We start from the raw sequence: 24,337 nt of genomic DNA on the forward strand, positions 1-24,337 counted from the left end.
GGCTCGCCCCGGGTGCCCCGGCGGCACCCCCGTGGCCGGGCGGGACCGCGCCGCGGGTGGGGGATGGGGTAATCGGCAGCCCGCCGGCCTTTGGAGCCGTGCAGTCTCGGTTCGAGTCCGAGTCCCCCAGCGCACATGCCGTCCGTCTGAGGAGATCCGTGATCGCGCAGGAGACGTCCGTCGATGCAGCACCGGCGGTCGCCGCCGTCGTCGTCCTCGCCGCGGGGCAGGGGACCCGGATGCGGTCGTCGACCCCCAAGGTCCTGCACGCGCTGGGCGGGCGCAGCCTCCTGGGCCATGTCCTCGCCGCGGCGGAACCGCTCGGGGCGGCGACGACGGTCGTCGTCGTCGGCTCGGGGCGGGACCAGGTCGAGGCCCACCTCGCCGACGTCGCCCCCGACGCGCTGGCGGTGGTGCAGGAGCAGCAGCTCGGCTCCGGGCACGCGGCCGGCGTCGCGCTCGCGGCGGTGCCCGAGCTCGAGGGCGCCGTCCTGGTCGTCAACGGGGACTCGCCCCTGCTGACCACCCGGACGCTCGGCACGCTGGTGGCCGCCCACGCCGCCGCCGGCAGCGTCTTCACCGTCCTCACCGCCGAGGTCGACGACCCGACCGGCCTGGGCCGCATCATCCGGGACGAGCGGGGTGCCCCCGTGGCCATCGTCGAGGAGCGGGACGCCAGCGACGCGCAGCGCGCCATCCGCGAGGTCAACGCCGGCGTCTACGTCGCGAACGCGGCCACGCTGCGCCGGGTCCTGGCCGGCCTCGGGACGTCGAACGCGCAGGGCGAGCAGTACCTCACCGACGCGCTCGCACCGCTCGTCGCCGGTGGCGCTCCGACGGCCGCGGTCCGGGCAGACGACCCCGACGACGTCCTCGGCTGCAACGACCGCGCGGAACTCGCCGCCCGCCGGCGCACCCTCAACGACCGGGTCCTCGACGAGCTCATGCGCGGCGGGGTCACCGTGGTCGACCCGCAGACCACCTGGGTCGACGTCACCTGCACGGTCGGCGAGGACGCCCTCCTCGAGCCCGGTACCCAGCTGCGGGGGACGACCACGGTGGGCCCCGCCGCGGTCGTGGGCCCCGACAGCACCCTCGTCGACTGCTCGGTCGCAGCCGGCGCGTCGGTGGTCCGGTCGCACTGCCTGGGCGCCGAGGTCGGCCCGGAGGCCACGGTAGGGCCGTTCAGCTACCTCCGCCCGGGCACGCGGCTGGCGCGGGGCGCCAAGGTGGGCGCCTTCGTCGAGACGAAGAACGTCGAGGTCGGTGAGGACTCGAAGGTGCCGCACCTGTCCTACGTGGGTGACGCCACCATCGGCCGCGGCGCCAACATCGGTGCGGCGACCGTCTTCGTCAACTACGACGGGGTGGCCAAGCACCACACCACCGTCGGCGACCAGGTCCGCATCGGCTCGGACACCATGCTCGTGGCGCCCGTCACCGTCGGGGACGGCGCCTACACGGCGGCCGGTTCGGTCATCACCTCCGACGTCCCCCCGGGGGCCATGGCCGTCGCGCGGGCCCCCCAGCGGAATGTGGGAGGCTGGGTGCGCCGCCGCCGCCCAGGAACGCCCGCGGCCGACGCCGCGGAAGCGGCGGAGAGCCGGGCGGAGGCGCTTTCCGGAGGCCGGGCCGACGCCTCCGGGGCGGACACCGACCAGTAGGGACTTACACGCCGATGAGCGCGATCCGGCAGGCGAACAGCAAGAGCCTGATGCTCTTCTCCGGGCGGGCCTACCCCGAGCTGACGACGGAGATCGCCGGGCACCTGGGTGTGACCCCGACGCCCACGGCGTCGTACGAGTTCGCGAACGGCGAGCTCTTCGTCCGGTTCGAGGAGTCCGTCCGGGGCTGCGACGCCTTCGTCGTCCAGAGCCACACGGCACCGATCAACACCTGGCTCATGGAGCAGCTGATCATGGTCGACGCGCTCAAGCGCGCCTCGGCCAAGCGGATCACCGTCGTGGCGCCGTTCTTCCCCTACGCGCGTCAGGACAAGAAGCACCGCGGCCGCGAGCCGATCTCCGCCCGCCTGGTCGCCGACATGTTCAAGACCGCCGGCGCCGACCGGCTGATGACCGTCGACCTGCACACCGCCCAGATCCAGGGCTTCTTCGACGGCCCGGTCGACCACCTCTTCGCCCTGGACCTCTTGGTCGCGCACGTCTGCGAGCGCTGGGGCGACCGCGACATCACCGTCGTCTCGCCCGACTCGGGCCGGGTCCGCGTGGCCGAGCGCTGGACCGACAAGCTCGGCGGCGTCCCGCTGGCGTTCATCCACAAGACCCGCGACCCGCTGAAGCCCAACGAGGTCAAGGCCAACCGCGTCGTCGGCGACGTCGCCGGGCGCGTCTGCATCCTCGTCGACGACATGATCGACACCGGCGGCACGATCGTGAAGGCCGCCGAGACCCTGTTCGAGGCCGGTGCCGCCGACGTGATCGTCACCGCCACCCACGGCGTCCTCTCCGGACCGGCCGTCGACCGGCTGAAGAACAGCAAGGTCAGCGAGGTCATCGTGACCAACACGCTGCCCATCGAGCCCGAGCGGCACTTCGACAAGCTCACCGTCCTCTCGATCGCCCCGCTGCTCGCGCGGGCCATCAAGGAGGTCTTCGAGGACGGCTCGGTCACGAGCCTCTTCGACGGCGCCAGTTGATCTGTCGTCCTCCGGACGACACCGCCACCAAGTGCCGTCCCGGCCTGCCTTGAGCCCTTCTCGTCCTGACTCGGGGGACCCTCCGGGCTCCCGCTCCTCAGGACCGCTTCGCCGGGTTGCTTGCCCGTCGTCCTTCGGGGGACCCTCCGGGCCCCCGCTCAGGACGACCCTCGGTCCGGTCGCGTAGTCTTGCTCGCGTTGCCCGGCGAGGGAGCTTCTGCTCCGTGATCGACGTGCATGCCCCGGTGGTCGAAGCCCCTGACGGTGTGCCCGCGCTCGTGCGCCGGCCCGCAGACCCGATCCACCTCCTGAGGAGCACATCACCGTGGCTGACTTCCGCCTCGAAGCCGAGATCCGCACCGAGTTCGGCAAGGGCAGTGCTCGTCGCACCCGCCGCGCCGGTCGCGTCCCCGCCGTCCTGTACGGGCACGGCCAGGACGTCGTCCACCTGTCGCTGCCCGCCCGCGAGTTCGCCGCGGCCCTGCGCAACGGCGGCTCGAACGCCCTCCTGACCGTCGTCATCGACGGCAAGGACCAGCTGGCCCTGACCAAGGCCGTGCAGCGCGACCCGATCCGGCGCATCCACGAGCACGTGGATCTGGTCATCGTGCGCCGCGGCGAGAAGGTCACCGTCGACGTGCCGATCGTCGTCATCGGTGACACCACCCCCGACGTCCTGGTCAGCATCGAGCTGAACACCGTCTCGGTGCAGGTGGCTGCCACGAACATCCCCGAGTCGATCGAGGTCGACGTCACCGGCCGTGGGGTCGGGGAGGGCTTCACCGTCGCCGACCTGCCCCTGCCGAGTGGCGCCACGCTGCTCACCGACGCCGAGGCGCTCGTCGTCAACCTCATGGGCGCCCCGTCCGCCGAGGCCCTCGAGGCCGAGCTGGAGGAAGCCGAAGCCGAGGCCGGCATCGAGCGCGAGGAGTCCGACGAGGCTGCCGAGGGCGCCGGCGAGGGCGACGTCGTCCCGGAGCCGCAGGACCAGGGCAGCGGCGAGTCGATCGAGTCCACCGAGAACAGCTGAGGGACGCGCTGACCGAGAGCACGACCCGCGGGGGCGCCGGCACTGCCGGCGCCCCCGTCTCGCGCGTCTCCGAAGGGCCCTTCCTCGTCGTCGGCCTGGGGAACCCCGGTCCCGGCTACGCGGGCAACCGGCACAACGTCGGCGTCATGGTGCTGGAGGAGCTGGCCGCGCGTGCCGGCATCCGGCTCTCGGCCGGCAAGGGGGCCCGCGCGCGTGCCGTGGCGGGGGAGGGGCGCCTGGCCGGCCGGCGGGTCGTCCTGGCCCGGCCGCTGACCTACATGAACGAGTCGGGCAGCCCCGTCCGCGGCCTGCTGGACTACCACCACCTCCCTGTCGAGGACCTCGTCGTCGTGCACGACGAACTCGACCTCCCGTTCGCGACCGTCCGGCTCAAGCGTGGCGGCGGCGAGGGCGGGCACAACGGCCTGCGCTCCATCTCCCGCTCGACCGGCACCAAGGACTATCTCCGGGTGCGGGTCGGGATCGGCCGTCCGCCCGGCCGGCAGGACCCGGCGGACTTCGTCCTCAAGGACTTCTCCGCCGTCGAGCGCAAGGAGCTGGACCTCCTCGTCGCCGAGGCCGCGGACGCCGCCGAGGAGCTCCTCGTGCGGGGGCTCGAGGCCGCGCAGAACGTGGTCCACCCGCGTACCTGAGCGCACCCGGCGCGACCGCCGCCCGCCCCCTCCCCAAAGGGTGATAACCCGGTCCTGCCGTTGACGCTGTCTGTGACGCACTGTGATGGTGTGTCGGACGTCGACCAGTCTCGTCGGGCGAAAGCCGCAGATCCAGGCGGGAAATCCCGCCGAGTTGCCGCTGGTCGATTACACAGCGTCAACGGGGGGCATCGTGCTGCTGGACTCTGCCGGGCTGCAGGGCGGTCTGGAGCGCCTGCCGATCCCTCGGTCGGGCTCGGGCGAGCCCCCCACCGGGTTGCTGCCGCGGCCCGCTCGCTCCGTGGGCCGGCGCACCGCGCCGTGGGTCCGCCGCTACGCCGTCGGTCTCGCCGTCTTCGAGACCGTCGCCGCTGCGGCCGCGGGAGCCGGCGTCCTCCTCACCCGGACCGAGGAGGTCCACCTCGCCAGCTCCTCGTTCTGGGGCTCGGTCGGCCTCGTCGCCGCGTGGCCCCTGGTGCTGCTCGCCGTCGGCGCGTACTCGGAGCGGGTGTTCGGCACCGGCAGCGACGAGTACCGCCGGGTCGGGCGAGCCGGCTTCCTCCTCCTGGCCTTCGCCGGGTTCATCTCCTACGCCGCGGCGCTCGACCTGAGCCGCGCGCTGGTCGTCGTCGCCGTGCCCACCCTGGCGATCGTGACCCTGCTCGGCCGGTACGCCGCACGGTGCCAGCTCCGGCGGTTGCGGGCTCGGGGCCACTGCACCCGGAAGGTCGTCGTCGTCGGCCGGGGCGGTGCGGTTCTCGAGTTGGCTGCCCGCGTGCGCCGTGAGCACTACGCAGGACTCGACGTCGTCGGCTTCTGCGTCACCCCTGCCGACCGGACCCGCGTGACCGATGTGGCCGGGGTGCCCGTCGGCGGCCTCGACGACGTGGTGGACATGGCCGCCCGGCTGGGCGCCGACACGATCGCCGTCACCTCGGCCAGCGAGACCGCGGCGCAGTACCTGCGGCAGCTGTCCTGGCAGCTCGAGGGCACCGGTGTCGAGCTGCTCGTCGCCCCCGGCCTGATCGAGGTCGCCGGACCACGGCTGCACATCCGGCCCTTCGAAGGCCTCCCGCTCCTCTCCGTCGAGCAGCCCCGCTTCGAGGGCTGGCGCCGCCTGGTGAAGGGCGGGATGGACCGCCTCGTCGCCGCGGCGGGGCTGCTCGCCCTGTCGCCGGCGCTGCTCGCCATCGGCCTCGCCGTCGCCGCCACCAGCCCGGGGCCGGTGCTCTACCGGCAGGAGCGCGTCGGCCTGAACGGGCGCTCGTTCACGATGCTCAAGTTCCGCAGCATGGTCGTGGACGCCGACCAGCAGGTCGACTCGCTGCAAGGCGCGAACATCTCCGACGGGCTCCTGTTCAAGATGCGGGAGGACCCTCGCGTCACCACGGTCGGCCGGTGGCTGCGCCGCCTCTCCCTCGACGAGCTCCCGCAGCTGCTCAACGTCCTCGGCGGCTCGATGTCCCTGGTCGGTCCGCGTCCGCCGCTGCCGGTCGAGGTCGCCCGCTACGACTCCTCGGTGAGCCGACGCCTCCTCGTCAAGCCCGGGCTCACCGGGCTGTGGCAGGTCTCCGGCCGCAGCGACCTCCCGTGGGAGGAGGCCGTGCGCCTCGACCTCCGGTACGTCGAGAACTGGTCCCTGGCCACCGACCTGCTCATCATCGCCAAGACCGCTCGAGCCGTCCTGAGCCGTTCCGGCGCCTACTGACGCTGAGTCCCCGCGTCACCCCGCAGGGTTAGAGGGGGCAGCGGTGCGGTGATCTTCCGTCCTACCGTCAGCCGATGGGTTGACATCGCAGGAAGGCCGTGCCTGGCCCTCCTCCTGAATCGAACGGACCTCACGTGGACGCGCTGAGCATCGCGATGATCGGGACACGCGGTGTCCCCGCGCGCTACGGCGGCTTCGAGACCGCCGTCGAGGAGGTCGGCAAGCGCCTGGCCGACCGCGGTCACCGCGTGGTCGTCTACTGCCGCACCACCCCCGGAGACGAGGCCCGGCCGGAGACCTACCTCGGCATGGAGCTGGTCCACCTCCCGGCGGCCCGCAAACGGTCGCTGGAGACCCTCAGCCACTCGGCGCTCTCCGTCGGGCACCTGCTCCGGCACCGCACCGACGCCGCCTTCGTCTTCAACGCCGCCAACGCGCCCCTCCTGCCGGCCGTCCGCGCCATGGGCGTGCCCGTCGCCACGCACGTCGACGGCCTGGAGTGGAAGCGCGCCAAGTGGGGGAAGGCCGGACGCCGGTACTACCGGATGGCGGAGTCGCTGGCCGTCCGCTGGTCGGACGTGCTGATCGCCGACGCCCAGGGGATCGCCGACTACTACCGCTCGGAGTTCGACGCGCCCACCTCCCTGCTGACCTACGGGGCGCCGCTCATCGCACCCGGGGAGGACCGGCTCGCCGAGCTCGGGCTCGACAGCCGCGGCTACCACCTCGTGGTGGCCCGGTTCGAGCCGGAGAACCACGTGGACGTCATCGTCGACGGCTACCGGCGCAGCGGCGCGACCCTGCCCCTCGTCGTGGTGGGCTCGGCCCCGTACTCCGACGCCTACACCGCCCGGGTGCACGAGCTGGCCGACGACCGGGTCCGGTTCCTCGGCGGGGTGTGGGACCAGACGCAGCTCGATCAGCTCTACGCCCACTCGTACTCCTACCTGCACGGCCACTCGGTCGGCGGGACCAACCCGTCGCTGCTGCGGGCGATCGGTGCGGGCACCGCCGTGATCGCGTACGACGTCGACTTCAACCGCGAGGTCCTGCGCGACGCGGGGCGGTACTTCTCGTCCGCGGACGAGGTGCGCGGTGCTGTCGAAGCGGCCGAGGCCGATCCCGTCCGCACCGCCGCCGCCGCCGCGCGGTCCCGCCAGCTGGCCACGCGCTACGACTGGGACGTCGTCGCCGTCGGCTACGAGGAGCTCGCGCGATGCCTCGCCGAGCGACGGTTCTCGCCCGTCCGCCCCTCCGGCAGGAGGTCGCCGGCCCGCGAGCAGAGCGCTCCCGACGAGAGCCCGCTGCAGCTCGCGCTGCCGTCCCAGCAGGACCGCAGTCCCCAGTTCCTCGTCCGCCCGACCCACGCATGGACGCCGAAGGTGCCGCAATGACAACGACATCCGACCACTCCTCCCGGCCGGCCGAGCCGGTCGACGGCCCCGCGGTCGTCCCCTCCCGACGGCGGAGACTGGTCCTCGCAGTCGTCGCGGCGGTCGTCGCCGTGGCACTCGTGGTGCTGGTCGTCGTCCTGAGCGGGCGGGACGACGCGGCCGGCGACGGTGCCGCCTCGTCGACGCCGTCGGCGACCACGTCGTCCGGCGCCTCCTCGCCCTCGGCGAGCGCGCCGACGACGCCCGGCGCGGAGCCGTCGGCGCCCGCCGGCTCCGCCCAGGCGGTGCCGGTCGACGGCAACGAGCCCCCGCCGCAGCGTCCGCCCGTCGCGCTGGACGCCGGGGACGACGTCGACGGCGTCACCGGCTCGCTCGCCCTCGTCGAGGAGATCGACGGGTCGGCGCAGGGGCCGGGCAACATCAACGGGCCGGCTCTGCGCATCACCGTCCGGCTGGTCAACGGCACCGACGCCGATCTCGCGCTCTCCGGCGTCGCCGTCAGCGTCTTCCACGGCGCGGACCGCACCCCGGCGTCGCCCCTGGAGGACCGGTCCCAGTCGCCGTTCGCCGGGGACCTCCCGCCGGGGGACGCGGCCGAGGGCGTCTACGTCCTCCGGGTCCCGGCCGACGACCGGGACGACATCCGGGTCGAGGTCGGGGTGCGCCCCGGCGCCGCCGTCATGGTCTTCACCGGAGCTGTGTGACATGCCGTCGAGCCGTCCCCAGGCCGCCCGCCCGCGCCGGCCGCTCCCCGAACAGCGAGGGTCCGAGATGACAGGCGTCGTCGGCTACACCACCGGTGTCTACGACATGTTCCACATCGGGCACCTCAACGTGCTCCGCCGTGCCCGGCTGGCCTGCGATCACCTCGTCGTGGGCGTGACGACCGACGAGCTGTCCCTGGCCGCCAAGGGCAAGACGCCGGTCGTCCCGTTCGAGGAGCGCATGGACATCGTCCGCGCCATCCGCTACGTCGACGACGTCGTCCCCCAGACGAGCATGGACAAGCTCGAGGCGTGGGAGAAGATCGGTTTCGACGCGGTCTTCGTGGGCGACGACTGGAAGGGCACCGACAAGTGGAACGCCCTCGAGGCCGAGTTCGCGGCTCGCGGCGTCACTGTCCGCTACTTCGCGTACACCCAGCACACCTCGAGCACGCTGCTGCGCGCCGCCCTGACCCGCATGACCGAGAGCGGGTCGGCCGCCGGCTGATCGGGACGTCCGGAGGCGCGACAGCCGCCTCGACGTACGGCCGGGACCACACGGCCGAGACCTCACGGGGGAGACCCGCCACGATGGACCAGTCCCTCGACCTGCCCGCCACGCCGGCCGCTGCCGGCTACACGGGTGCACCGGTGCCCGCGGCCCGTGATCCCCGCGCCCGGTTGCGGCAGTGGGTCATGGACCGGGCGACCCGGCTGCGCGGGCGGCCGCTCGACATCGACGAGGGCATCGCGGCCGGCTATCTGGCCTCCGTCGTCCTCGAGCGCGGCGTGATGGCCGCCCGCGGCGTCGTCCGCTTCCCCCTGCGATCGCCCAGGCCCTTCGTCGGCCGCGGCGTGCGCCTGCGGTCGAAGCGTCAGCTCGCCATGGGCTCCGGCGTGACCCTCGGGCACGGCTCGCTCGTCGACGCGACGTCCCGGGACGGCGTCCGGCTGGGCGACGGGGTCTCGGTCGGGAGGAACACCCGGATCGAGTGCACGGGGAGCCTCGCCACCCTGGGCGTCGGGCTCGTCGTGGGGCCCGGGACGGGCCTGGGGACCGACAACCTCTACGGCTGCGCCGGCGGGGTCCGCATCGGGGCCGACACGATCGTCGGCAACTACGTCTCCTTCCACTCGGAGGACCACGTCTTCAGCCGGCGGGACGTCCCGATCCGCGACCAGGGCGTCACGCACCAGGGCATCGAGGTCGGCGACGGGTGCTGGATCGGCTCCCGCGTGACGGTCCTCGACGGCGCCCGCATCGGCGACGGCTGCGTCATCGCCGCCGGCGCCGTCGTCGTGGCGGGGGAGTACGCGCCGTACGGCGTGTACGGGGGCGTGCCGGCCCGCCTGATCAGCCGCCGCCCCGAGGGCTGAGCGAGCGGAAGGCGACGTCGCCGCCCGGTACGAGCCGCGGCACGGACCGGTCCCCGGGACGGAAAACGATCAGGGGGCCCGCGCCGTCGGCGCGGGCCCCCTGACGAGTCAGCGGTCGGGCGTGCTCAGGCGGTCGCGGCGAGCCGCTGGGCGTCCAGCGCGGCCAGCTGCCCGCGCCACCGCACGAGCCCACCGGCGAGGTAGGCCACGTTGCCGAGCAGGAGCACGGCGTAGACGCCGAGGAAGAGGCTCTGGAAGCCGAACAGCGCGAAGGCCACGCACAGCAGGCCGTAGTCGGCGGGCGCCACGAGGACCGAGCGGACGACGGAGCGCCCCGGCTTCTCCGTCCGCCCCTTGAGCGGGCCCCCGCGGAGCTGCTCGGTGAGGATGTTGCCGAAGAACAGGACCGTCACGACCACCTGGAAGGCCGCGGGCAGCAGCAGGAGAGCCGGCTCCACGTCCCCGCCGAAGCGGTACAGCGAGACGAGGACGGCGAGGTGGATGGACGAGTTCTTGGCGCAGTCGATCATGTGGTCGAGCCACTCGCCGGTGAGCGTCCCGCCCCCGCGCAGCCGGGCGAGCTGACCGTCGGAGGAGTCGAGGGCATAGCCCAGCGCGAGCAGGAGGGCGACGCCGAGTCCCATGGCCAGGCCCGGGGGCACCAGGGCGACGGTGACGATGGCCGTGAACGTGAGCAGGGCGCTGATCGCCGTCACCTGGTTCGGCGTCATGCCGGCCACGTGCGCCAGGGCGGCGAACTGACGGCCGAGCGGCCGGTTGACCAGACGCGAGTACAGCGGGATGCCGTAGTCGGACTTGCCGACGGTGCGCAGCCGGGCCACGGATGCCGAGAAGGTCGGTCGCACCGGTGGGGCGGTGGTCGTGGCGGTCATGCGGTACTCCTCGGGCGTCGGCACGGCATCGACGGCGGGCGCGCGGACGGCCGTCGGTCGAGCGGGGCCCGGTGGCGGTCGCCGACGGGCCGTCGCGGAGTTCCATCTTGCCCGGATCGGCCCCCGGGACGGCCGGGAGCGGGAGGGCGCCTGCCCCGAACTGATGACTTCGGGCCGACGCGGTCGTGGGGCGGTCGTCCGCCCCCGTCCTCGCGCGCGCGTTCCTCTTGACCTCCAGGACGGGCCTCAGGGGTCGAAAACCCGCAAAATCTGATCCGAGCGCGATTGCGCCACTACGCGGAGTGATCGGCACAATGGTTGCTCGGCGCAACTCCGCAGGTCATGACCGGATCGTGTGACGTCCGCGCCCTGGTGACTTCATGATCGTCACGCTTAGTCTCCATCCGCTGCTTCTCGGCGAGTGCCCGGGGATCTGAGCGAGTGGGGGAAAGAATGACGGCTCGACCTGCCATGGCGTCGAAGCGGATCACAGCGGGGTTCGTGGCCCTTCTGCTGACCGCCGGCACGCTGGCTCTCCTGGCACCCGCGTCGGCTCGCGCCGACTCGGCCCCCGCGGATCCCGCGAACCCCGCCACGCCCGTGACGGTCACCGCCGACGGTCTCCCGACCACGCAGATCAACGGCGTGGCCTGGTCGCAGGTGGTCGTCGGCAACAAGGTCTACGTCGCCGGCAGCTTCTCCACCGCCCGCCCGGCCGGGGCGGCAGCCGGGACGAACGAGGTCCCGCGCAACAACCTCCTGGCCTACGACATCCGGACCGGTGAGCTCGACACCACGTTCCAGCCGAACCTCAACGCGCAGGCCCTGGTCGTCGCCGCCTCGCCCGACGGTTCGCGCATCTACGTGGGTGGCGACTTCACGCAGGCGAACGGCCAGGCGCGCAACCGCGTCGCGGCCTACAGCACCGCCACCGGTCAGCTCGTCGACACCTTCCGTCCCAGCGTCGCGGGCCAGGTCCGCGCCATCGCCGCGACCGACAGCACCGTGTACCTCGGTGGTGGCTTCTCCGCCGTCGGGTCCGTGGCCCGCACCCGCCTGGCGGCGGTCTCGGCCGCCAACGGCGCCCTGCTGCCCTGGGCGCCGGTCACCGGCGTGGGGCCGACCGACGGCAACGACGACGGCAACAAGAACACCAGCGACCACGTGATGGCCCTGGTGCTCACCGGCGGGGGGTCGCAGGTCGTGGCCGCCGGCCGCTTCTGGACCCTGAACGGCCAGCGGGCCACGGGCATCGGCGCACTGGACGCGACGACCGGCGCCACCCGGCCGTTCGCGATCAGCCAGCTGGTCACCAACCACGGCATCAACTCGGCCATCTACAGCCTGTCCACGGACGGCCAGTACGTGTACGGGACGGGCTACGACTTCTACGGGCCGGGCAACGTCGAGGGCTCCTTCAAGGTCACCGCCGACGGCGGGAACCTCGAGTGGATGAACGACTGCCACGGCGACACGTACTCCAACTTCGCCATGAACGGCGCCCTGTACATCGCCGGGCACCCGCACGTGTGCAGCAACATCGACGGGTACCCCGAGCACAACCCCCGGATCCACCGCTACGCCACCGCGACCAGCCTGGTCGCGACGGGCAGGGTCGGGCACGAGACGGTGGCCAACAACAACTTCACCGGGAAGCCGGCGCCCTCGCTGCTGCCCTGGTTCCCGACGATGACCCCCGGGACCGTGACCGGTGCGGCGCAGGCCGGATGGTCGGTGAGCGGCAACTCCCAGTACGTCGTCTACGGCGGCGAGTTCCCCCGCGTCAACGGCAAGCCCCAGCAGGGTCTCGTGCGGTACGCGCTGCCGAGCATCGCGCCGAACAAGATCGCCCCGAGCGCTGACGGGTTCACCGCCTCGGCCGTGGCGATCGCGCCGGGGGCCGTGCGCGTGAGCTGGCCGTCGGCGACCGACCAGGACAACCAGAACCTGACCTACCGCGTGTACCGCGACGGGGCCACCGGCACGGCGATCCACACCGTCACCAAGCCGTCGGTGTTCTGGGACCGGCCGTCGCTGGCCTTCGTCGACACCACGGCCGGCCCGGGCACGCACACCTACCGGGTCAGCGCCTCCGACCCGGCCGGGAACCGCATCAACACGGCCTGGGTGACGGTCGAGGTGACCGCCGGCACGACGGCGCCGCGCGCCTACGCCGAGGCCGTCCGTTCGGACGGGGCGGAGTCCCTGTGGCCGCTGTCGGACACCACCGGTGGGAGCCGCGACTGGATCGGCGGGAACGACCTGACCCTCGGCAGCGGGGTCAACCGCGGCCGGCCGGGTGCGATCACGGGTGACCCGAACAGCAGCTTCGAGTTCACCGGCCGGTCCTCCTCCTTCGCGGCGAGCTCGAAGACCGGTGTGTGGGCGCCGAACACCTTCAGCGTCGAGGCGTGGTTCCAGACGACCTCGACCAAGGGCGGCAAGATCATCGGCTTCGGCAACCGCACCTCCGGCACGAGCACCAGCTACGACCGGCACGTCTACATGGACCTGCAGGGGCGCGTGATCTTCGGGGTCTACCCCGGCGCCGAGCGCACGGTGTCCGGCGCGCCGGGCTACAACGACGGCCGCTGGCACCACGTGGTCGCCTCGCTGGGCAAGGGCGGCATGGCCCTGTACATCGACGGGAAGCTGGTCGGCTCCCGCGCCGACACCTGGTACGGGGAGAACAACCTCGGCTACTGGCGCATCGGCGGTGACAGCGCCTGGGGCAACATCCAGCCCTGGTTCGACGGTCGCATCGACGAGCCCGCCGTGTACCCCGAGCCCCTCTCGGCCGACCGCGTGCTGAACCACTACTCGCTGGGCACGACGGGGCAGGGGACGAACCTGTCGCCGACCGCGGCCTTCACGTCCACGGCGACCTACCTCACCGCTGCCTTCGACGCCGCCGGGTCCACCGACGCCGACGGCACCGTGAGCGCCTACGCCTGGGACTTCGGTGACGGGACGACCGGTACCGGCCGGCAGACCGGGCACGCCTACACCGCGGCCGGCACCTTCGCCGTGAAGCTCACGGTGACCGACGACAAGGGCGCCACGGCGACGCGGACCCAGAACGTCACCGTGACGGCGCCGCCGCCGAACCAGGCGCCGGAGGCGGCGTTCACCGCGGCGATGAACGGGCTGAAGGGCTCGTTCGACGCGACGTCCTCCACCGACGCCGACGGCACCGTCGCCACCTACGCGTGGGACTTCGGTGACGGCCGGACCGCCACCGGCGCCACGGCGGCCCACACCTACGCGACCGACGGCACCTACCTGGTGAAGCTCAGGGTGACCGACGACGACGGGGCGACCGACACCACCGAGCAGTCGGTGCAGGCGGTCACCGCGACGGTGCTGGCGTCCGACAGCTTCCAGCGCACCGTGTCCGGCGGCCTGGGGGCGGCCGAGGTCGGCGGCCCCTGGACCGTCTCCTTCGGCCCGACGCGCCAGTCGGTCTCCCCGGGCACGGCGACGCTGCAGCTGGCCGCGCCGGGGAACAACACCGGTTCCTACCTGGGCGACGTGTCGCAGACCAGCGCCGACGTGCGCACGACCTTCTCCCTGTCGGCCGCGCCGACCGGGGCCGGGACGTACGTCTACGTGCGGGGTCGCGTGGTCGGCACCTACCAGGAGTACCGGGCCCGGCTGCGCATGCTGGCAACCGGTGCGGTGGCGCTCTCCTTCACCCGCCAGACGGGGACCGCGACGGAGACGCTGATCGGCGGCGAGGTCGTCGTCCCCGGCCTGACCTACGTGCCCGGCACCCCGCTGAACGTGCGGGTGCAGGTCTCCGGCACCGGGACCGCCGAGCTGGCGGCCACGGTGTGGGCGGACGGGACCAGCGAGCCGGCGACGCCGACCGTGACCCGTACCGACTCGACCGCGTCGCTCCAGGCGCCCGGCGGGGTGGGCATCTCCGCCTACCTGTCCGGCAGCGCGACCGCGCCGCTGGCCGTCCGGGTCACCGGGCTGACGGCCGTGCCGGTCGGTGCCCCGGCCCCGACGCCGAACGTCGCGCCGACGGCGGCGTTCGTGTCGACGACCAGCGGGCTCACCGGATCGTTCGACGGGACGGGCTCGACGGACCCGGACGGCACGGTCGCCGGCCACGTGTGGGACTTCGGTGACGGCACGACCGGCACCGGTGCCACGACGACGCACCCCTACGCCGCGGCCGGGACGTACACCGTCCGCCTGACCGTCACCGACGACGACGGCGCCACCGGTTCCGTCGAGCGCCCGGTCACGGTCACCGCGCCGAACCAGCCCGAGGAGCCCGAGGAGCCGGGTGTCACGCCCTTCGCCTCGGACGCCTTCGACCGCACGGTCACCGGGGGCCTGGGCACGGCGGACGTCGGGGGCCCGTGGACGGTGACGTTCGGCGGCACCCGCCAGTCGGTGGCGCCCGGAGCGGCCACGCTGGCGCTCCAGGCCCCGGGCAACAACACCGGGTCCTACCTGGGCGGTGTCTCGGAGACGAGCACCGACCTGCGGACGAGCTTCTCGCTGTCAGCGGCGCCCACGGGTGCCGGCACGTACGTGTACGTCCGCGGCCGGGTCGTCGGCACCAACCAGGAGTACCGCGCACGGCTGCGCATGCTGGCCAACGGCTCGGTCGCCCTGGCGTTCACCCGGCAGGAGGGAACGGCAACCGACGTCCTCATCGGGACCGAGGTCGTCGTCCCGGGTCTCACCTACGTTCCGGGCGCGACGCTGAACGTACGGGTCCAGGTCTCCGGGACGGGTACGACGCAGCTGGCCGCCACGGTCTGGTCCGCCGACGCCCAGGAGCCGGCCGCTCCGCAGCTGACGCGTACGGACCAGACCGCCTCGCTCCAGGCCCCGGGCGGTGTGGGCATCTCCGCGTACCTGTCGGGGAGCGCCACCACGCCGGTGTCCGTGCGGGTTACCCGCTTCAGCGCGGCACCCGTCGCAGACTGACACGTCGTCCGGGTCCGGGGGCCGTCGCAACCGCGGCGGCCCCCGGACCCGGCGCCGTGATCGTCGTGGTGGGACCGGGGGAGGGGGAGCGGTGAAGTCGGTGCTGGGCGTTCTCCGGCGGCCCGTCACGGCCGCGGTCGCGGGGCAGGTCACCCAGGCCGCGGCGGGGCTCGTCCTGCAGGTCGCGGCCGCACGGTCGCTGGGCGCGTCCGGATTCGGTGCGTTCGCCGTCGCCTACGGGGCCATCGTCCTGGCCACCGCCGTCTGCAGCGGCCTGGTCGGTGACTCCCTGACGGTGCTGGACCGCCGCGAGCCCGGGGTCAGGGCCGCCCTGCACGGCTGGACCGTGGTGGTGTCGGCGGGCGCAGGTGTCCTCGGGGTCCTGGCGACCGTCCTCACCGATCTGGGCGGCACCGGCACCGGGCTGCTGCTCGGCCTGGCCACGGCCGCGTTCATCGTCGAGGACACGCTGCGCCGGCTCCTCATGGCGACCGGCCGGTTCTGGTCGTTGTCGGCGGTCGACGGAACCAGCCTGGTGCTCGCGCTCTCCACCCTCGCCGGCCTGGCCTCGCTCGGCGAGCTCACGTTCCCGTCCTTCGTCGTCGCCCTCCTGGTCGGTCAGGTGGGGGCGTCGGTGACGGCGTACGTGCTGCTCCCGGCCTCCGAGCGGCCGCACGGGCCCTGGCGGCGACCCGCCTGGGCGGAGGTCTTCGCGTTCGGCAGCTGGCGGGCGGCGACCCAGACCATCCGGCCGGCCCTCATGACCGCGCTGCGCCTCCTGGTCGTCGCCACGGCGGGGGTGGCCGCCTACGGGCCGATCGAGGCCGCGCGGGTCTACACGGCGCCCACCCTGGTGCTCGTCGGCGGTTTGGGTTCCTTCCTGCTCCCGCACTTCGTGGCGTTGAGGGGCCGCCCCGTCGCCCACAGCCTGCGGGTCGCCGACCGGGCGGCGCTGGGCCTGGCCGTGGCCGTCGCGCTCATCGGCGCGGCGGCGCTGCTGGTGCTGCCCTTCCTCGGCCCGGTGATCACCGGCGGCGACTACGGCGTCCCGGCCGCCGCCGTCGCCGGGTGGTCGGCGTACGCGGTCGCCAGTGCCCTGCTGCTGCCCTACGGGGCGATGGCCTCGGCTCACCGGGAGCAGGCACGGGTGCTGGGCCTGCGGACGCTGGAGCTCCTGTCCCTCGCCGCTGTGCTCGTGCTGGTGCTCACCCACCCGTCGCACGCCGCCTGGGCCCCGCTGGCGTTGGCGATCGGGCCCCTGCTCGCCGCGGCGGCCGTCCGGCGGCGCGTGCTGCGCCCGCTGGTCGACCGGCCCCGGCAGGCCGAGGTCGTCGCCGTCGGCTGACGGCCCGGCTCAGTGCCGGACGGTCGCCGCGACCGCCGAGGCGATCTCGTCCTGGTACCGCTCCGGGGAGAAGCGGCGGAGGGCGGAGGACCGGCCGCTCGTGGCCAGCCGGGCGGCCAGCTCGGCGTCGTCGAGCACCGAGGTGATGGCGTCGGCCAGTGCCGGTGCGTCGTCCGGTGGCACCAGCAGCCCGTTCTCCCCGGACGTGATGATCTCGCGCAGACCCTGCACCGCGGAGGCGACGACGGGGCGCCCGGCGAGCTGTCCCTCGACGGCCGCGTTGCCGAAGGGCTCGGCACGGGACGGCACCAGCACGACCTCCGCCCGCTCCAGCGCGGGCCACGTGGGCGACGTGTACCCCGCGAAGGTGACCCGGCCGGCGAGGTCGGGGAGCGCGGCGCGGTCGCGCAGCTCCTGCTCGTACCACTCGTAGCCGGGGAAGACCGACCCGCACAGCTCGAGCCGGGTGTCGTGGCCCCTCGCGGCCAGCAGGGCGACGGCCTCGAGGGCGACGTCGATGCCCTTGCGCGGCGACAGCCGCCCGACGAGTGCGATCCGCCGAGGTCCACCGGTCCGCGCGGCCGTGCCCGGCTCCGTGGCGACCGCCGTGCCCGGCCCGGGGACGCCGTTGTGCACGACCTGCATGCGCCGCTCCAGGCGGGGGAGCGCCGACAGGATCGTGTCGGCGGCCGCCCGGCTGTTGACGACGACGGACCGCGCCAGGAAGAGCGGGAGGTTGAGCACCAGGCGGACGGCCGCGCGGGCCTCCTCCGCCTCGTGCACGTGGCACAGCGCGGGACGGCGGGCCAGGCGGGCGGCGACCAGCCACAACGGCACGGTCACCGTGTTGACGTAGACCACGTCGGGTCGCTCCCGGCGCAGCTGCCGGAGCATCGGGCCCAGCGCACGGAGACTGGCCCACAGCAGTGCGAGCAGACCGGCCGGCGACAGCAGGGACTTGCGCAGGACGGGGACGGCGAGGAAGCCGACCTCGGCGCCGCACGCGCGCAGGCGTGGGGTGAGCGGGCCCTCGTGGGGCAGGGTCACCACCACCCGCCACCCCCGGGACACCAGCCCGGCGATGCTCTCGAGCAGTTGCAGGTCCGAGCCGTACAGGTCCGCCGACGGATGGGCGACCAGGACGGTGCCGGCGGAATCGTCGGCCACCACGTCCCCTCTCCGGGTCATGGTCCCGCTCGGGACCACGATCAGACTGTCAGATCACCGTACGATCCTCCTCTGGTGCGGCTGGCGTGCCGTCTCGTGCCCGAGGAGTTGCGGTGCCGGTCCCGTCCCTGAAGGTGGCGGTCGTCAGCCTGCTGATGATCGCCAGCACGGTCGTCTGGCGCCGCGGTGACATCTTCTCCGGCGGCCTGGACGCCGTCGTGGTCGGCAAGGGCGTCCTGAGCGTGCTGGCGCTGGTGCTGGCCTTCCTCGCCGTCCCCCCGCGGGAGCGCGCCCCCCGCCTCGGCACGGGGTCCCTGTGGTTCCTCGGCACGATGCTCGTGGCCGGCCTCCTGGGCGCGCTGGCCTTCGGGACGCTCCTGCCGACCGCGGTCATCGCCGTCCGGATCGTGATCCTCGCGGCGACGGTCTTCCTGCTCCTGCGCTCGGTGCCCGCCATCGAGGTCCTGGGCGGCATCGTGTGGGCCTGCGCCGTCGTGGTGGCGGTCGCGACGGTCACCGGCGTGTCGACGCTGACCTCCGGGCGGCTCGAGGGCGGGCTGCCGCCGTTGAACCCGAACGAGATGGCCGCTCTGGCGGCCGTCGTGGTGCTGTGGTGCGTCTGGCGGATCGTGGCCGGTGAGGTCCGGGTGCTGGGCCTGCTGCTCGCGGCCGCCTACCTCGGGGTGATCTGGGCGACCGGCTCACGCACCGCGCTCGCGATGCTGCTCCTCGCCGTCGCCGTGATGGCCCTCCACCTGCGCCGACCTGCTGTCGGGCTGGTCGTGGGCGGCCTCCTGCTGGCCGGCGTCGGCTCCCTCGTGGCGGTGGGCACCGGGGTCGTCGGCGATTTCGCGGAGCGCGACGGAGCGGGTGCGAGCACCCTGGAGTCGCGGTTCATCGCCTGGCGGGCGGCGGGATCGTGGGCGGAGACCCTGTGGCAGTCCGCCTTCGGCGGTGGGCTGTCGGTGAAGCTCATCCCCATCGAGGGCCAGTGGTGGGACGAGCAGCTGCTGGACAGCACCTGGGTCTCCGCGCTCGTCCAGGCCGGGACGCTCGGGCTGGTCACCGCCGTCGTCTGGGTGCTGTGGATCGTGCGGTCGGTGCTGCGGACGCCGCGCCGCTTCCGCATCCTCTTCCTCGGCCTGGTGGTCTTCCTCGTCGGCCGGAGCCTCCTGGAGAGCGGGCTGTTCGACGCCACGCCGATGTTCCTGGTGCTCTTCGCCGTCTCGCTCCTCGCCGAAGGCGGCTCGCGTGCGCGCCTGCGGGACGAGGAGGAGGACGGCGCGGGACTGCCGGTCGCGCCCGCCGGGCGGCCGCTCGGGCAGCCGGCCTGACGGGACGGTCGCGGCCCGTCGGGAGCGACGGGGAGCGCCCCGCGGTCAGGCGCGAGCGGTCACCGGCTCCTCGAGCGCGGGGCGGTCGCCGGTGAGGCGCTCGAGCGGGACGTCGCCGGGACCGCGCGGGGTCTGCCGGACGCCGAGCGCCCGGCGGCCCCGTGCCGGGAGCAGCACGACCGACAGCGGCTCGATGCCGAGGGCGTCCAGCATGCGCCGGATCTCGGGCAGCTCCGCGGCGTGCATGTGGCCGGCCCGCACGACGATCACGACCGCCGCGTCCCGGCCTGCGTACAGGCGCAGGTCGCTCAGCGGGGCCAGCGCCGTGCGGGTGCTCAGGCGGACGCGGTCCAGACGCTCACCGAGAGGAGCCTGACCCGCCGGGGCCGAGGGCTGGGCATCCGGCTGCGCCGCCACCACGACCGCCGACGTCCCGGCCTCGCGCAGCTCGTTGGCGACGTCGGTGGCCAGGCGGCGGGGTCCGGCGTCGGCCCCGCCCGCGGAGAGGAGCAGCACGCGCACGGGCTGCCGCTCGGCGAGCAGCTGGAGATGCCGGGCGAGCAGCGCGGCCGGCCGGCCGATCAGCCGGCTGTGCCGGGCGGAGCCCGAGGCGGGCGCCAGCACCGTCAGGTCGCTGCCGCCCGGCCCCCACGCGCGGCGGATCTGCTCCTCGGTGTGCAGGGTGGAGTCAGTGTGGTCGCGCAGGATCGCGACGGCGGCGCCCACGCAGAGGCCGAACACCACGCCGAGCGCCAGCAACAGGTGCGGGACGGGGGAGACCGGGGAGGTGGGAACCGTGGCCGGGGACGTGACGGTCAGGGTGACGGGGCTGACCTCGCTCGCCCCCTTCTCGAGGTCCACGACGGTCTCGGCGAACCGCTCCGCCACCGAGTTGCTGACGGCGGCCGCCTGCTCCGGATCCTCGGACGTCACCGCGATCTCGACGCGCGTGGTGTCGACCGGATTGCTGGCCGAGACGCTCCGGCGGATCTCCTCGAACGACTGCTCGAGACCGAGGGCGTCGATGACGGGTCGCAGGACGGCGGGGCTCTCGGCGATGTCGGGGTAGCTCTTGACCCGCTGGGCGACGAACTGGAAGCCGGACGTGCTCTCCGACGTCGTCCCCACGAAGATCTGCGCGGTGGCCTGGTAGGACCGCGGCAGGGTCTGGATGGCGACGAGCGCGGTCCCGACGCTGACCGCGAAGATCACGGCCCAGGTCAGCCAACGCCGCCGCAGCGCGGCGAGGTAGTCCCTCAGTTCCATGGGTCGACTCCCAGCCGGGTGCTCGGACGGCGGCGGGCGCACGTGCCCCCGCCTGCTCGTCCACGTGCTCTCGAGGGTCGATGCTACGGACGGCACGGCCTCCGATCAGGCCTCTGAGCACCGCACTCATCCCTCCGGGGGGGACGGCGCGAGCCCCTCGTGGAGGGCCTCCCCGGGCCGCCGGTCCTGCTCGGGCCCACCGGTGTCGGCACCGCGGACTAGCCTGGGAATCCGGCCTCCACCGCGTCCGGCGGTGCACGTGCGGCCGTGATCCCCGGGAGTGGACCACCGTGACCCTGCGCGGCGTGCTCGACGTCGTCCTCACCGACCCCGGCGTGGCCCGCGTGGTGGCCTCCGCCGGGCGCGCCTCCCTCGCCGTGACCGCCCCGCCGCCGGTGCAGCCCCTGGTGGCCGCGGCGCTGGCCGCGGAGCAGCCGGGCGCCGCCGTGCCGGTCCTGGTGGTCACCGCCGGCGAGCGGGACGCCGACCAGGTGGCCGACGTGCTCCGGTGCTTCGTCCCCGGTCGCCGGATCGAGACCTTCCCCGCCTGGGAGACGCTGCCGCACGAGCGCCTCAGCCCGCGCGCGGACACCGTCGGCCGCCGGCTGGCGGTGCTGCGCGACCTCACCCACCCCGGCGAGCACGGCAGGATCGACGTGCTGGTCGCCCCGGTGCGCAGCGTTCTCCAGCCCCTCGCGCCGGGCCTGGGCGACCTGGTCCCGGTGGAGCTGAAGCCGGGCGACACCGCCGAGCTCGACGCGATCGTCCGCGCCCTGGTCGACGCCGCGTACACCCGGGTGGAGCTGGTCGAGAAGCGGGGCGAGTTCGCCGTCCGCGGTGGGCTCCTCGACGTCTTCCCGCCCACGGAGCCGCACCCGGTGCGGGTGGAGTTCTGGGGCGACGAGGTCGACGAGCTGCGCTACTTCTCCGCGGCCGACCAGCGCTCCCTCGACGAGCGTCCCGAGCGGCTCTGGGCACCGCCCTGCCGCGAGCTGCTGCTCTCCCCGGAGGTGCGCGAGCGCGCCGCTGCCCTCGCCGTGGAGCACCCGGAGCTCACCGAGATCCTGGGCAAGCTCGCCGAGGGCATCGCGGTCGAGGGGATGGAGTCGCTCATCCCCGCCTTCATCGGTGGGCAGGAGATGCAGCTCCTCACCGACCTGGTGCCCCGCGGCACGCACGTGCTGGTGTGCGACCCCGAGCGGGTGCGCACCCGCGCCGCCGACCTGGTGACCACCGCCGAGGAGTTCCTGGCCGCGTCCTGGTCGACCGCGGCCGTGGCCGGCCAGGCGCCGATCGATCTCGGCGCGTCGTCGTTCCGCGACCTCGCCGAGGTGGAGACCGCGGCCCGGCTCCGCGGTCTGCCGTGGTGGACCACCGGGGCGTTCACGCTCCAGGCCGAGGACGACGACGACCAGGTCACCCTGGACGCCACCTCCGTCGAGCGCTTCCACGGTGACCAGGCCAAGGCCGCCCAGCAGTTGCGCTCCTGGCATCGCGACCGCTGGCGGGTCGTCCTCACCTTCGCCGGGCCCGGCCCCGCCCAGCGCGCCGCCGACCAGTTCGCCGACGCCGACCTCGGTGTCCGGCTGGTGCCCGACATCGCCGGCGCTCCCGCCGCCGGCATCACCCAGGTCACCCAGGGCAACCTGGAGGCCGGCTTCGCGTTCCGCAACATCGGCCTGGCGCTGCTCACCGAGCACGACCTGACCGGCCAGCGCGGCACCTCCATGCGGGACGCGACGAAGATGCCCACGCGGCGGCGCAACGCCGTCGACCTGGTGCAGCTGCAGCCCGGCGACCTCGTCGTCCACGAGCAGCACGGCATCGGCCGCTACATCGAGATGATCAGTCGCACCGTCAACGGCGGGCAGCGCGACTACCTGATCGTCGAGTACGCGCCGTCGCGGCGGAACCAGCCGCCGGACCGGCTGTTCGTGCCGACCGACTCCCTGGACCAGCTGACCCGCTACGTCGGCGGCGAGGCGCCCACGCTGTCGAAGCTGGGCGGCGCCGACTGGAAGAACACCAAGAGCAAGGCGCGCAAGGCGGTCAAGCAGATCGCTGCCGAGCTGATCCGGCTGTACTCGGCGCGCATGGCGACCAAGGGCCACGCGTTCGGCCCCGACACCGTGTGGCAGCGCGAGCTCGAGGACGCCTTCCCGTTCCAGGAGACGCCCGACCAGCTCGGCGCGATCGACGAGGTCAAGGCCGACATGATGCAGCCGGTCCCGATGGACCGGATCATCTGCGGCGACGTCGGCTACGGGAAGACCGAGATCGCGGTGCGCGCGGCCTTCAAGGCGGTGCAGGACGGCAAGCAGGTCGCCGTCCTGGTGCCGACGACGCTGCTCGCCAACCAGCACTTCAAGACCTTCGCCGAGCGGTTCGCCCAGTTCCCGGTGACCGTCGCCGTCCTCTCCCGGTTCCAGTCGAAGACCGAGAGCGACGAGATCATCCGGAAGCTGGCCGCCGGCGAGATCGACGTCCTGGTGGGCACGCACCGGCTGCTGCAGCCCAGCACCCGGTTCAAGGACCTCGGGCTGGTCATCGTCGACGAGGAGCAGCGCTTCGGCGTCGAGCACAAGGAGTACCTGAAGTCGGTGCGGACGGCCGTCGACGTGCTGTCGATGTCGGCGACGCCCATCCCGCGCACGCTGGAGATGTCGCTGACCGGCATCCGCGAGATGTCGACCATCCTCACCCCGCCCGAGGAGCGGCACCCCGTGCTGACCTACGTCGGCGCCTGGGAGGACAAGCAGATGGCCGCCGCGATCCGGCGCGAGCTGCTGCGCGACGGCCAGGTCTTCGTCATCCACAACCGCGTGCAGTCCATCGACAAGGCCGCGGCCAAGATCCGGAACCTGGTGCCCGAGGCCCGGGTGGCGGTCGGCCACGGGCAGATGAAGGAGCACGAGCTCGAGCGGATCATGGTCGGCTTCTGGGAGAAGGAGTACGACGTCCTGGTCGCGACGACGATCGTCGAGTCCGGCCTGGACATCCCGAACGCGAACACCCTGATCGTCGACCGAGCCGACACCTTCGGACTCTCCCAGCTGCACCAGATCCGGGGGCGCGTGGGCCGTGGCCGCGAGCGCGCCTACGCCTACTTCACCTACGACCCGACCCGGCCGTTGACCGAGACCTCGGTCGACCGGCTGACGACGATCGCGCACAACACCGACCTGGGCGCCGGCATGGCCGTGGCGATGAAGGACCTGGAGATCCGCGGGTCGGGCAACCTGCTCGGTGGCGAGCAGTCCGGTCACATCGCGGGCGTGGGGTTCGACCTCTACGTCCGGCTGGTCGGGGAGGCGGTGGCCGACTACCGCTCGCAGGTCACCGGCGAGTCCGCGCCGGTCGAGCCGCTCGAGGTGCGGGTGGACCTCCCGGTCGACGCCCACCTCCCGCACGACTACGTGCCCGGCGAGCGGCTGCGCATGGAGGCCTACCGCAAGGTCGCCTCGGTGCAGACCGACGAGCAGGCGCAGGCGGTGCTCGACGAGCTCACCGACCGGTACGGCGCCCCGCCGGCCCCGGTGCTCAACCTGCTGGCCGTCGCCCGGTTCCGGACGGCGATGCGCGCCCTCGGCATCACCGAGGTGTCGCTGCAGGGTCGCGCCATCCGGGTGAGCCCCGTGCCGCTCCGCGAGTCGCAGCAGATGCGGCTGGCCAGGCTGGCCGACGGCGCCTCGTACAAGGCCGCCGTCGAGACGATCTCGCTCAAGGTGCCGGTCGGCCCCGACCGGCGGACCCCGCTGCGCGACGTCGCCCTGCTGGAGAACGTGCACTCGGTCCTCAAGGCCGTCGTCGAGCAACCGGTGGCCGCCGCGTCCTGAGGCGGCGGGACCGGAGCCGCC

At 73.6% G+C, this 24,337-nt stretch carries 16 protein-coding genes and 1 tRNA gene; 14 read left to right on the forward strand and 3 right to left on the reverse strand.

What is annotated here, in order from left to right; translation table 11 throughout:
* Positions 1 to 57 precede the first annotated feature (57 nt).
* The 10 genes from CRP30_RS14260 to CRP30_RS14305 all read left to right on the forward strand — a co-directional run bounded on the left by CRP30_RS14260 (position 58) and on the right by CRP30_RS14305 (position 9,525).
* Positions 58 to 130 (forward strand) — tRNA-Gln (locus CRP30_RS14260).
* A gap of 28 nt (positions 131 to 158) precedes the next feature.
* Positions 159 to 1,664 carry a bifunctional UDP-N-acetylglucosamine diphosphorylase/glucosamine-1-phosphate N-acetyltransferase GlmU gene (gene glmU, locus CRP30_RS14265; RefSeq protein WP_235003406.1) on the forward strand — a complete coding sequence of 502 codons (1,506 nt, stop codon included), beginning with the start codon at positions 159 to 161 and terminating at the stop codon, positions 1,662 to 1,664.
* A gap of 14 nt (positions 1,665 to 1,678) precedes the next feature.
* Complete coding sequence (locus tag CRP30_RS14270; RefSeq protein ID WP_097184604.1) at positions 1,679 to 2,659, forward strand: ribose-phosphate diphosphokinase; 981 nt, start codon at positions 1,679 to 1,681, stop codon at positions 2,657 to 2,659.
* Positions 2,660 to 2,984: 325 nt separating this feature from the next.
* On the forward strand, positions 2,985 to 3,689 hold the full coding sequence (locus CRP30_RS14275; protein WP_097184605.1) for a 50S ribosomal protein L25/general stress protein Ctc: 705 nt from the start codon (positions 2,985 to 2,987) through the stop codon (positions 3,687 to 3,689).
* A 95-nt stretch (positions 3,690 to 3,784) separates the two neighbouring features.
* Positions 3,785 to 4,342 (forward strand): aminoacyl-tRNA hydrolase, encoded by a 558-nt coding sequence (gene pth, locus CRP30_RS14280; protein WP_235003475.1) that lies wholly within the window; start codon positions 3,785 to 3,787, stop codon positions 4,340 to 4,342.
* Positions 4,343 to 4,535: 193 nt separating this feature from the next.
* A complete protein-coding gene (locus tag CRP30_RS14285; protein WP_235003407.1) occupies positions 4,536 to 6,050 on the forward strand; it encodes a sugar transferase in 1,515 nt (504 codons plus the stop codon).
* A gap of 134 nt (positions 6,051 to 6,184) precedes the next feature.
* Complete coding sequence (locus tag CRP30_RS14290; protein WP_235003408.1) at positions 6,185 to 7,444, forward strand: DUF1972 domain-containing protein; 1,260 nt, start codon at positions 6,185 to 6,187, stop codon at positions 7,442 to 7,444.
* On the forward strand, positions 7,441 to 8,148 hold the full coding sequence (locus CRP30_RS14295) for a hypothetical protein (protein ID WP_097184608.1): 708 nt from the start codon (positions 7,441 to 7,443) through the stop codon (positions 8,146 to 8,148). The genes CRP30_RS14290 and CRP30_RS14295 overlap by 4 nt, the downstream gene beginning before the upstream one ends.
* 67 nt (positions 8,149 to 8,215) lie before the next feature.
* The gene (locus tag CRP30_RS14300) at positions 8,216 to 8,656 is read left to right on the forward strand and encodes an FAD synthase family protein (protein ID WP_097184986.1); all 441 of its coding nucleotides are present in this window, start codon (positions 8,216 to 8,218) and stop codon (positions 8,654 to 8,656) included.
* Positions 8,657 to 8,739: 83 nt separating this feature from the next.
* The gene (locus tag CRP30_RS14305; protein WP_200814751.1) at positions 8,740 to 9,525 is read left to right on the forward strand and encodes an acyltransferase; all 786 of its coding nucleotides are present in this window, start codon (positions 8,740 to 8,742) and stop codon (positions 9,523 to 9,525) included.
* Positions 9,526 to 9,650: 125 nt separating this feature from the next.
* On the opposite strand, the gene CRP30_RS14310 is transcribed toward CRP30_RS14305, so the two are convergent.
* Positions 9,651 to 10,418: a CDP-alcohol phosphatidyltransferase family protein gene (locus tag CRP30_RS14310; RefSeq protein ID WP_097184609.1), complete on the reverse strand. Its 768-nt coding sequence runs from the start codon at positions 10,416 to 10,418 to the stop codon at positions 9,651 to 9,653.
* Between the two features lie 501 nt (positions 10,419 to 10,919).
* Between CRP30_RS14310 and CRP30_RS14315 the strand changes: the two genes are divergently transcribed.
* Positions 10,920 to 15,368 (forward strand): PKD domain-containing protein, encoded by a 4,449-nt coding sequence (locus CRP30_RS14315; protein WP_235003409.1) that lies wholly within the window; start codon positions 10,920 to 10,922, stop codon positions 15,366 to 15,368.
* 91 nt (positions 15,369 to 15,459) lie between these two features.
* Positions 15,460 to 16,713 carry an MATE family efflux transporter gene (locus tag CRP30_RS14320; RefSeq protein WP_097184611.1) on the forward strand — a complete coding sequence of 418 codons (1,254 nt, stop codon included), beginning with the start codon at positions 15,460 to 15,462 and terminating at the stop codon, positions 16,711 to 16,713.
* Between the two features lie 9 nt (positions 16,714 to 16,722).
* Here the strand turns inward: CRP30_RS14320 and CRP30_RS14325 are convergent, their stop codons facing one another.
* Positions 16,723 to 17,880, reverse strand: coding sequence for a glycosyltransferase family 4 protein (locus CRP30_RS14325; protein ID WP_200814752.1), 1,158 nt, complete (start codon positions 17,878 to 17,880; stop codon positions 16,723 to 16,725).
* 113 nt (positions 17,881 to 17,993) lie between these two features.
* Between CRP30_RS14325 and CRP30_RS14330 the strand changes: the two genes are divergently transcribed.
* Positions 17,994 to 19,214, forward strand: a complete 1,221-nt coding sequence (locus tag CRP30_RS14330; protein WP_097184612.1) for an O-antigen ligase family protein — start codon at positions 17,994 to 17,996, stop codon at positions 19,212 to 19,214.
* Between the two features lie 45 nt (positions 19,215 to 19,259).
* Here CRP30_RS14330 and CRP30_RS14335 read toward each other — a convergent pair whose 3' ends face one another.
* A complete protein-coding gene (locus tag CRP30_RS14335; protein ID WP_097184613.1) occupies positions 19,260 to 20,480 on the reverse strand; it encodes a YveK family protein in 1,221 nt (406 codons plus the stop codon).
* A 290-nt stretch (positions 20,481 to 20,770) separates the two neighbouring features.
* Here CRP30_RS14335 and mfd point away from each other — a divergent pair, with 290 nt between their 5' ends.
* Positions 20,771 to 24,316 carry a transcription-repair coupling factor gene (mfd, locus tag CRP30_RS14340; RefSeq protein ID WP_097184614.1) on the forward strand — a complete coding sequence of 1,182 codons (3,546 nt, stop codon included), beginning with the start codon at positions 20,771 to 20,773 and terminating at the stop codon, positions 24,314 to 24,316.
* The last annotated feature ends 21 nt before the right edge of the window (positions 24,317 to 24,337 follow it).

Origin of the sequence: Blastococcus haudaquaticus (genome assembly GCF_900230285.1) — a bacterium.
Taxonomy (GTDB): Bacteria; Actinomycetota; Actinomycetes; order Mycobacteriales; family Geodermatophilaceae; genus Blastococcus_B; species Blastococcus_B haudaquaticus.

Bases quoted from the DNA above. Each gene is read 5' to 3' on its own strand.
- CRP30_RS14310 (WP_097184609.1), bottom strand. From the start codon at position 10,418: ATGACCGCCACGACCACCGCCCCACCGGTGCGACCGACCTTCTCGGCA.
- CRP30_RS14305 (WP_200814751.1), top strand. From the start codon at position 8,740: ATGGACCAGTCCCTCGACCTGCCCGCCACGCCGGCCGCTGCCGGCTAC.
- CRP30_RS14335 (WP_097184613.1), bottom strand. From the start codon at position 20,480: ATGGAACTGAGGGACTACCTCGCCGCGCTGCGGCGGCGTTGGCTGACC.
- CRP30_RS14300 (WP_097184986.1), top strand. From the start codon at position 8,216: ATGACAGGCGTCGTCGGCTACACCACCGGTGTCTACGACATGTTCCAC.
- CRP30_RS14295 (WP_097184608.1), top strand. From the start codon at position 7,441: ATGACAACGACATCCGACCACTCCTCCCGGCCGGCCGAGCCGGTCGAC.
- CRP30_RS14270 (WP_097184604.1), top strand. From the start codon at position 1,679: ATGAGCGCGATCCGGCAGGCGAACAGCAAGAGCCTGATGCTCTTCTCC.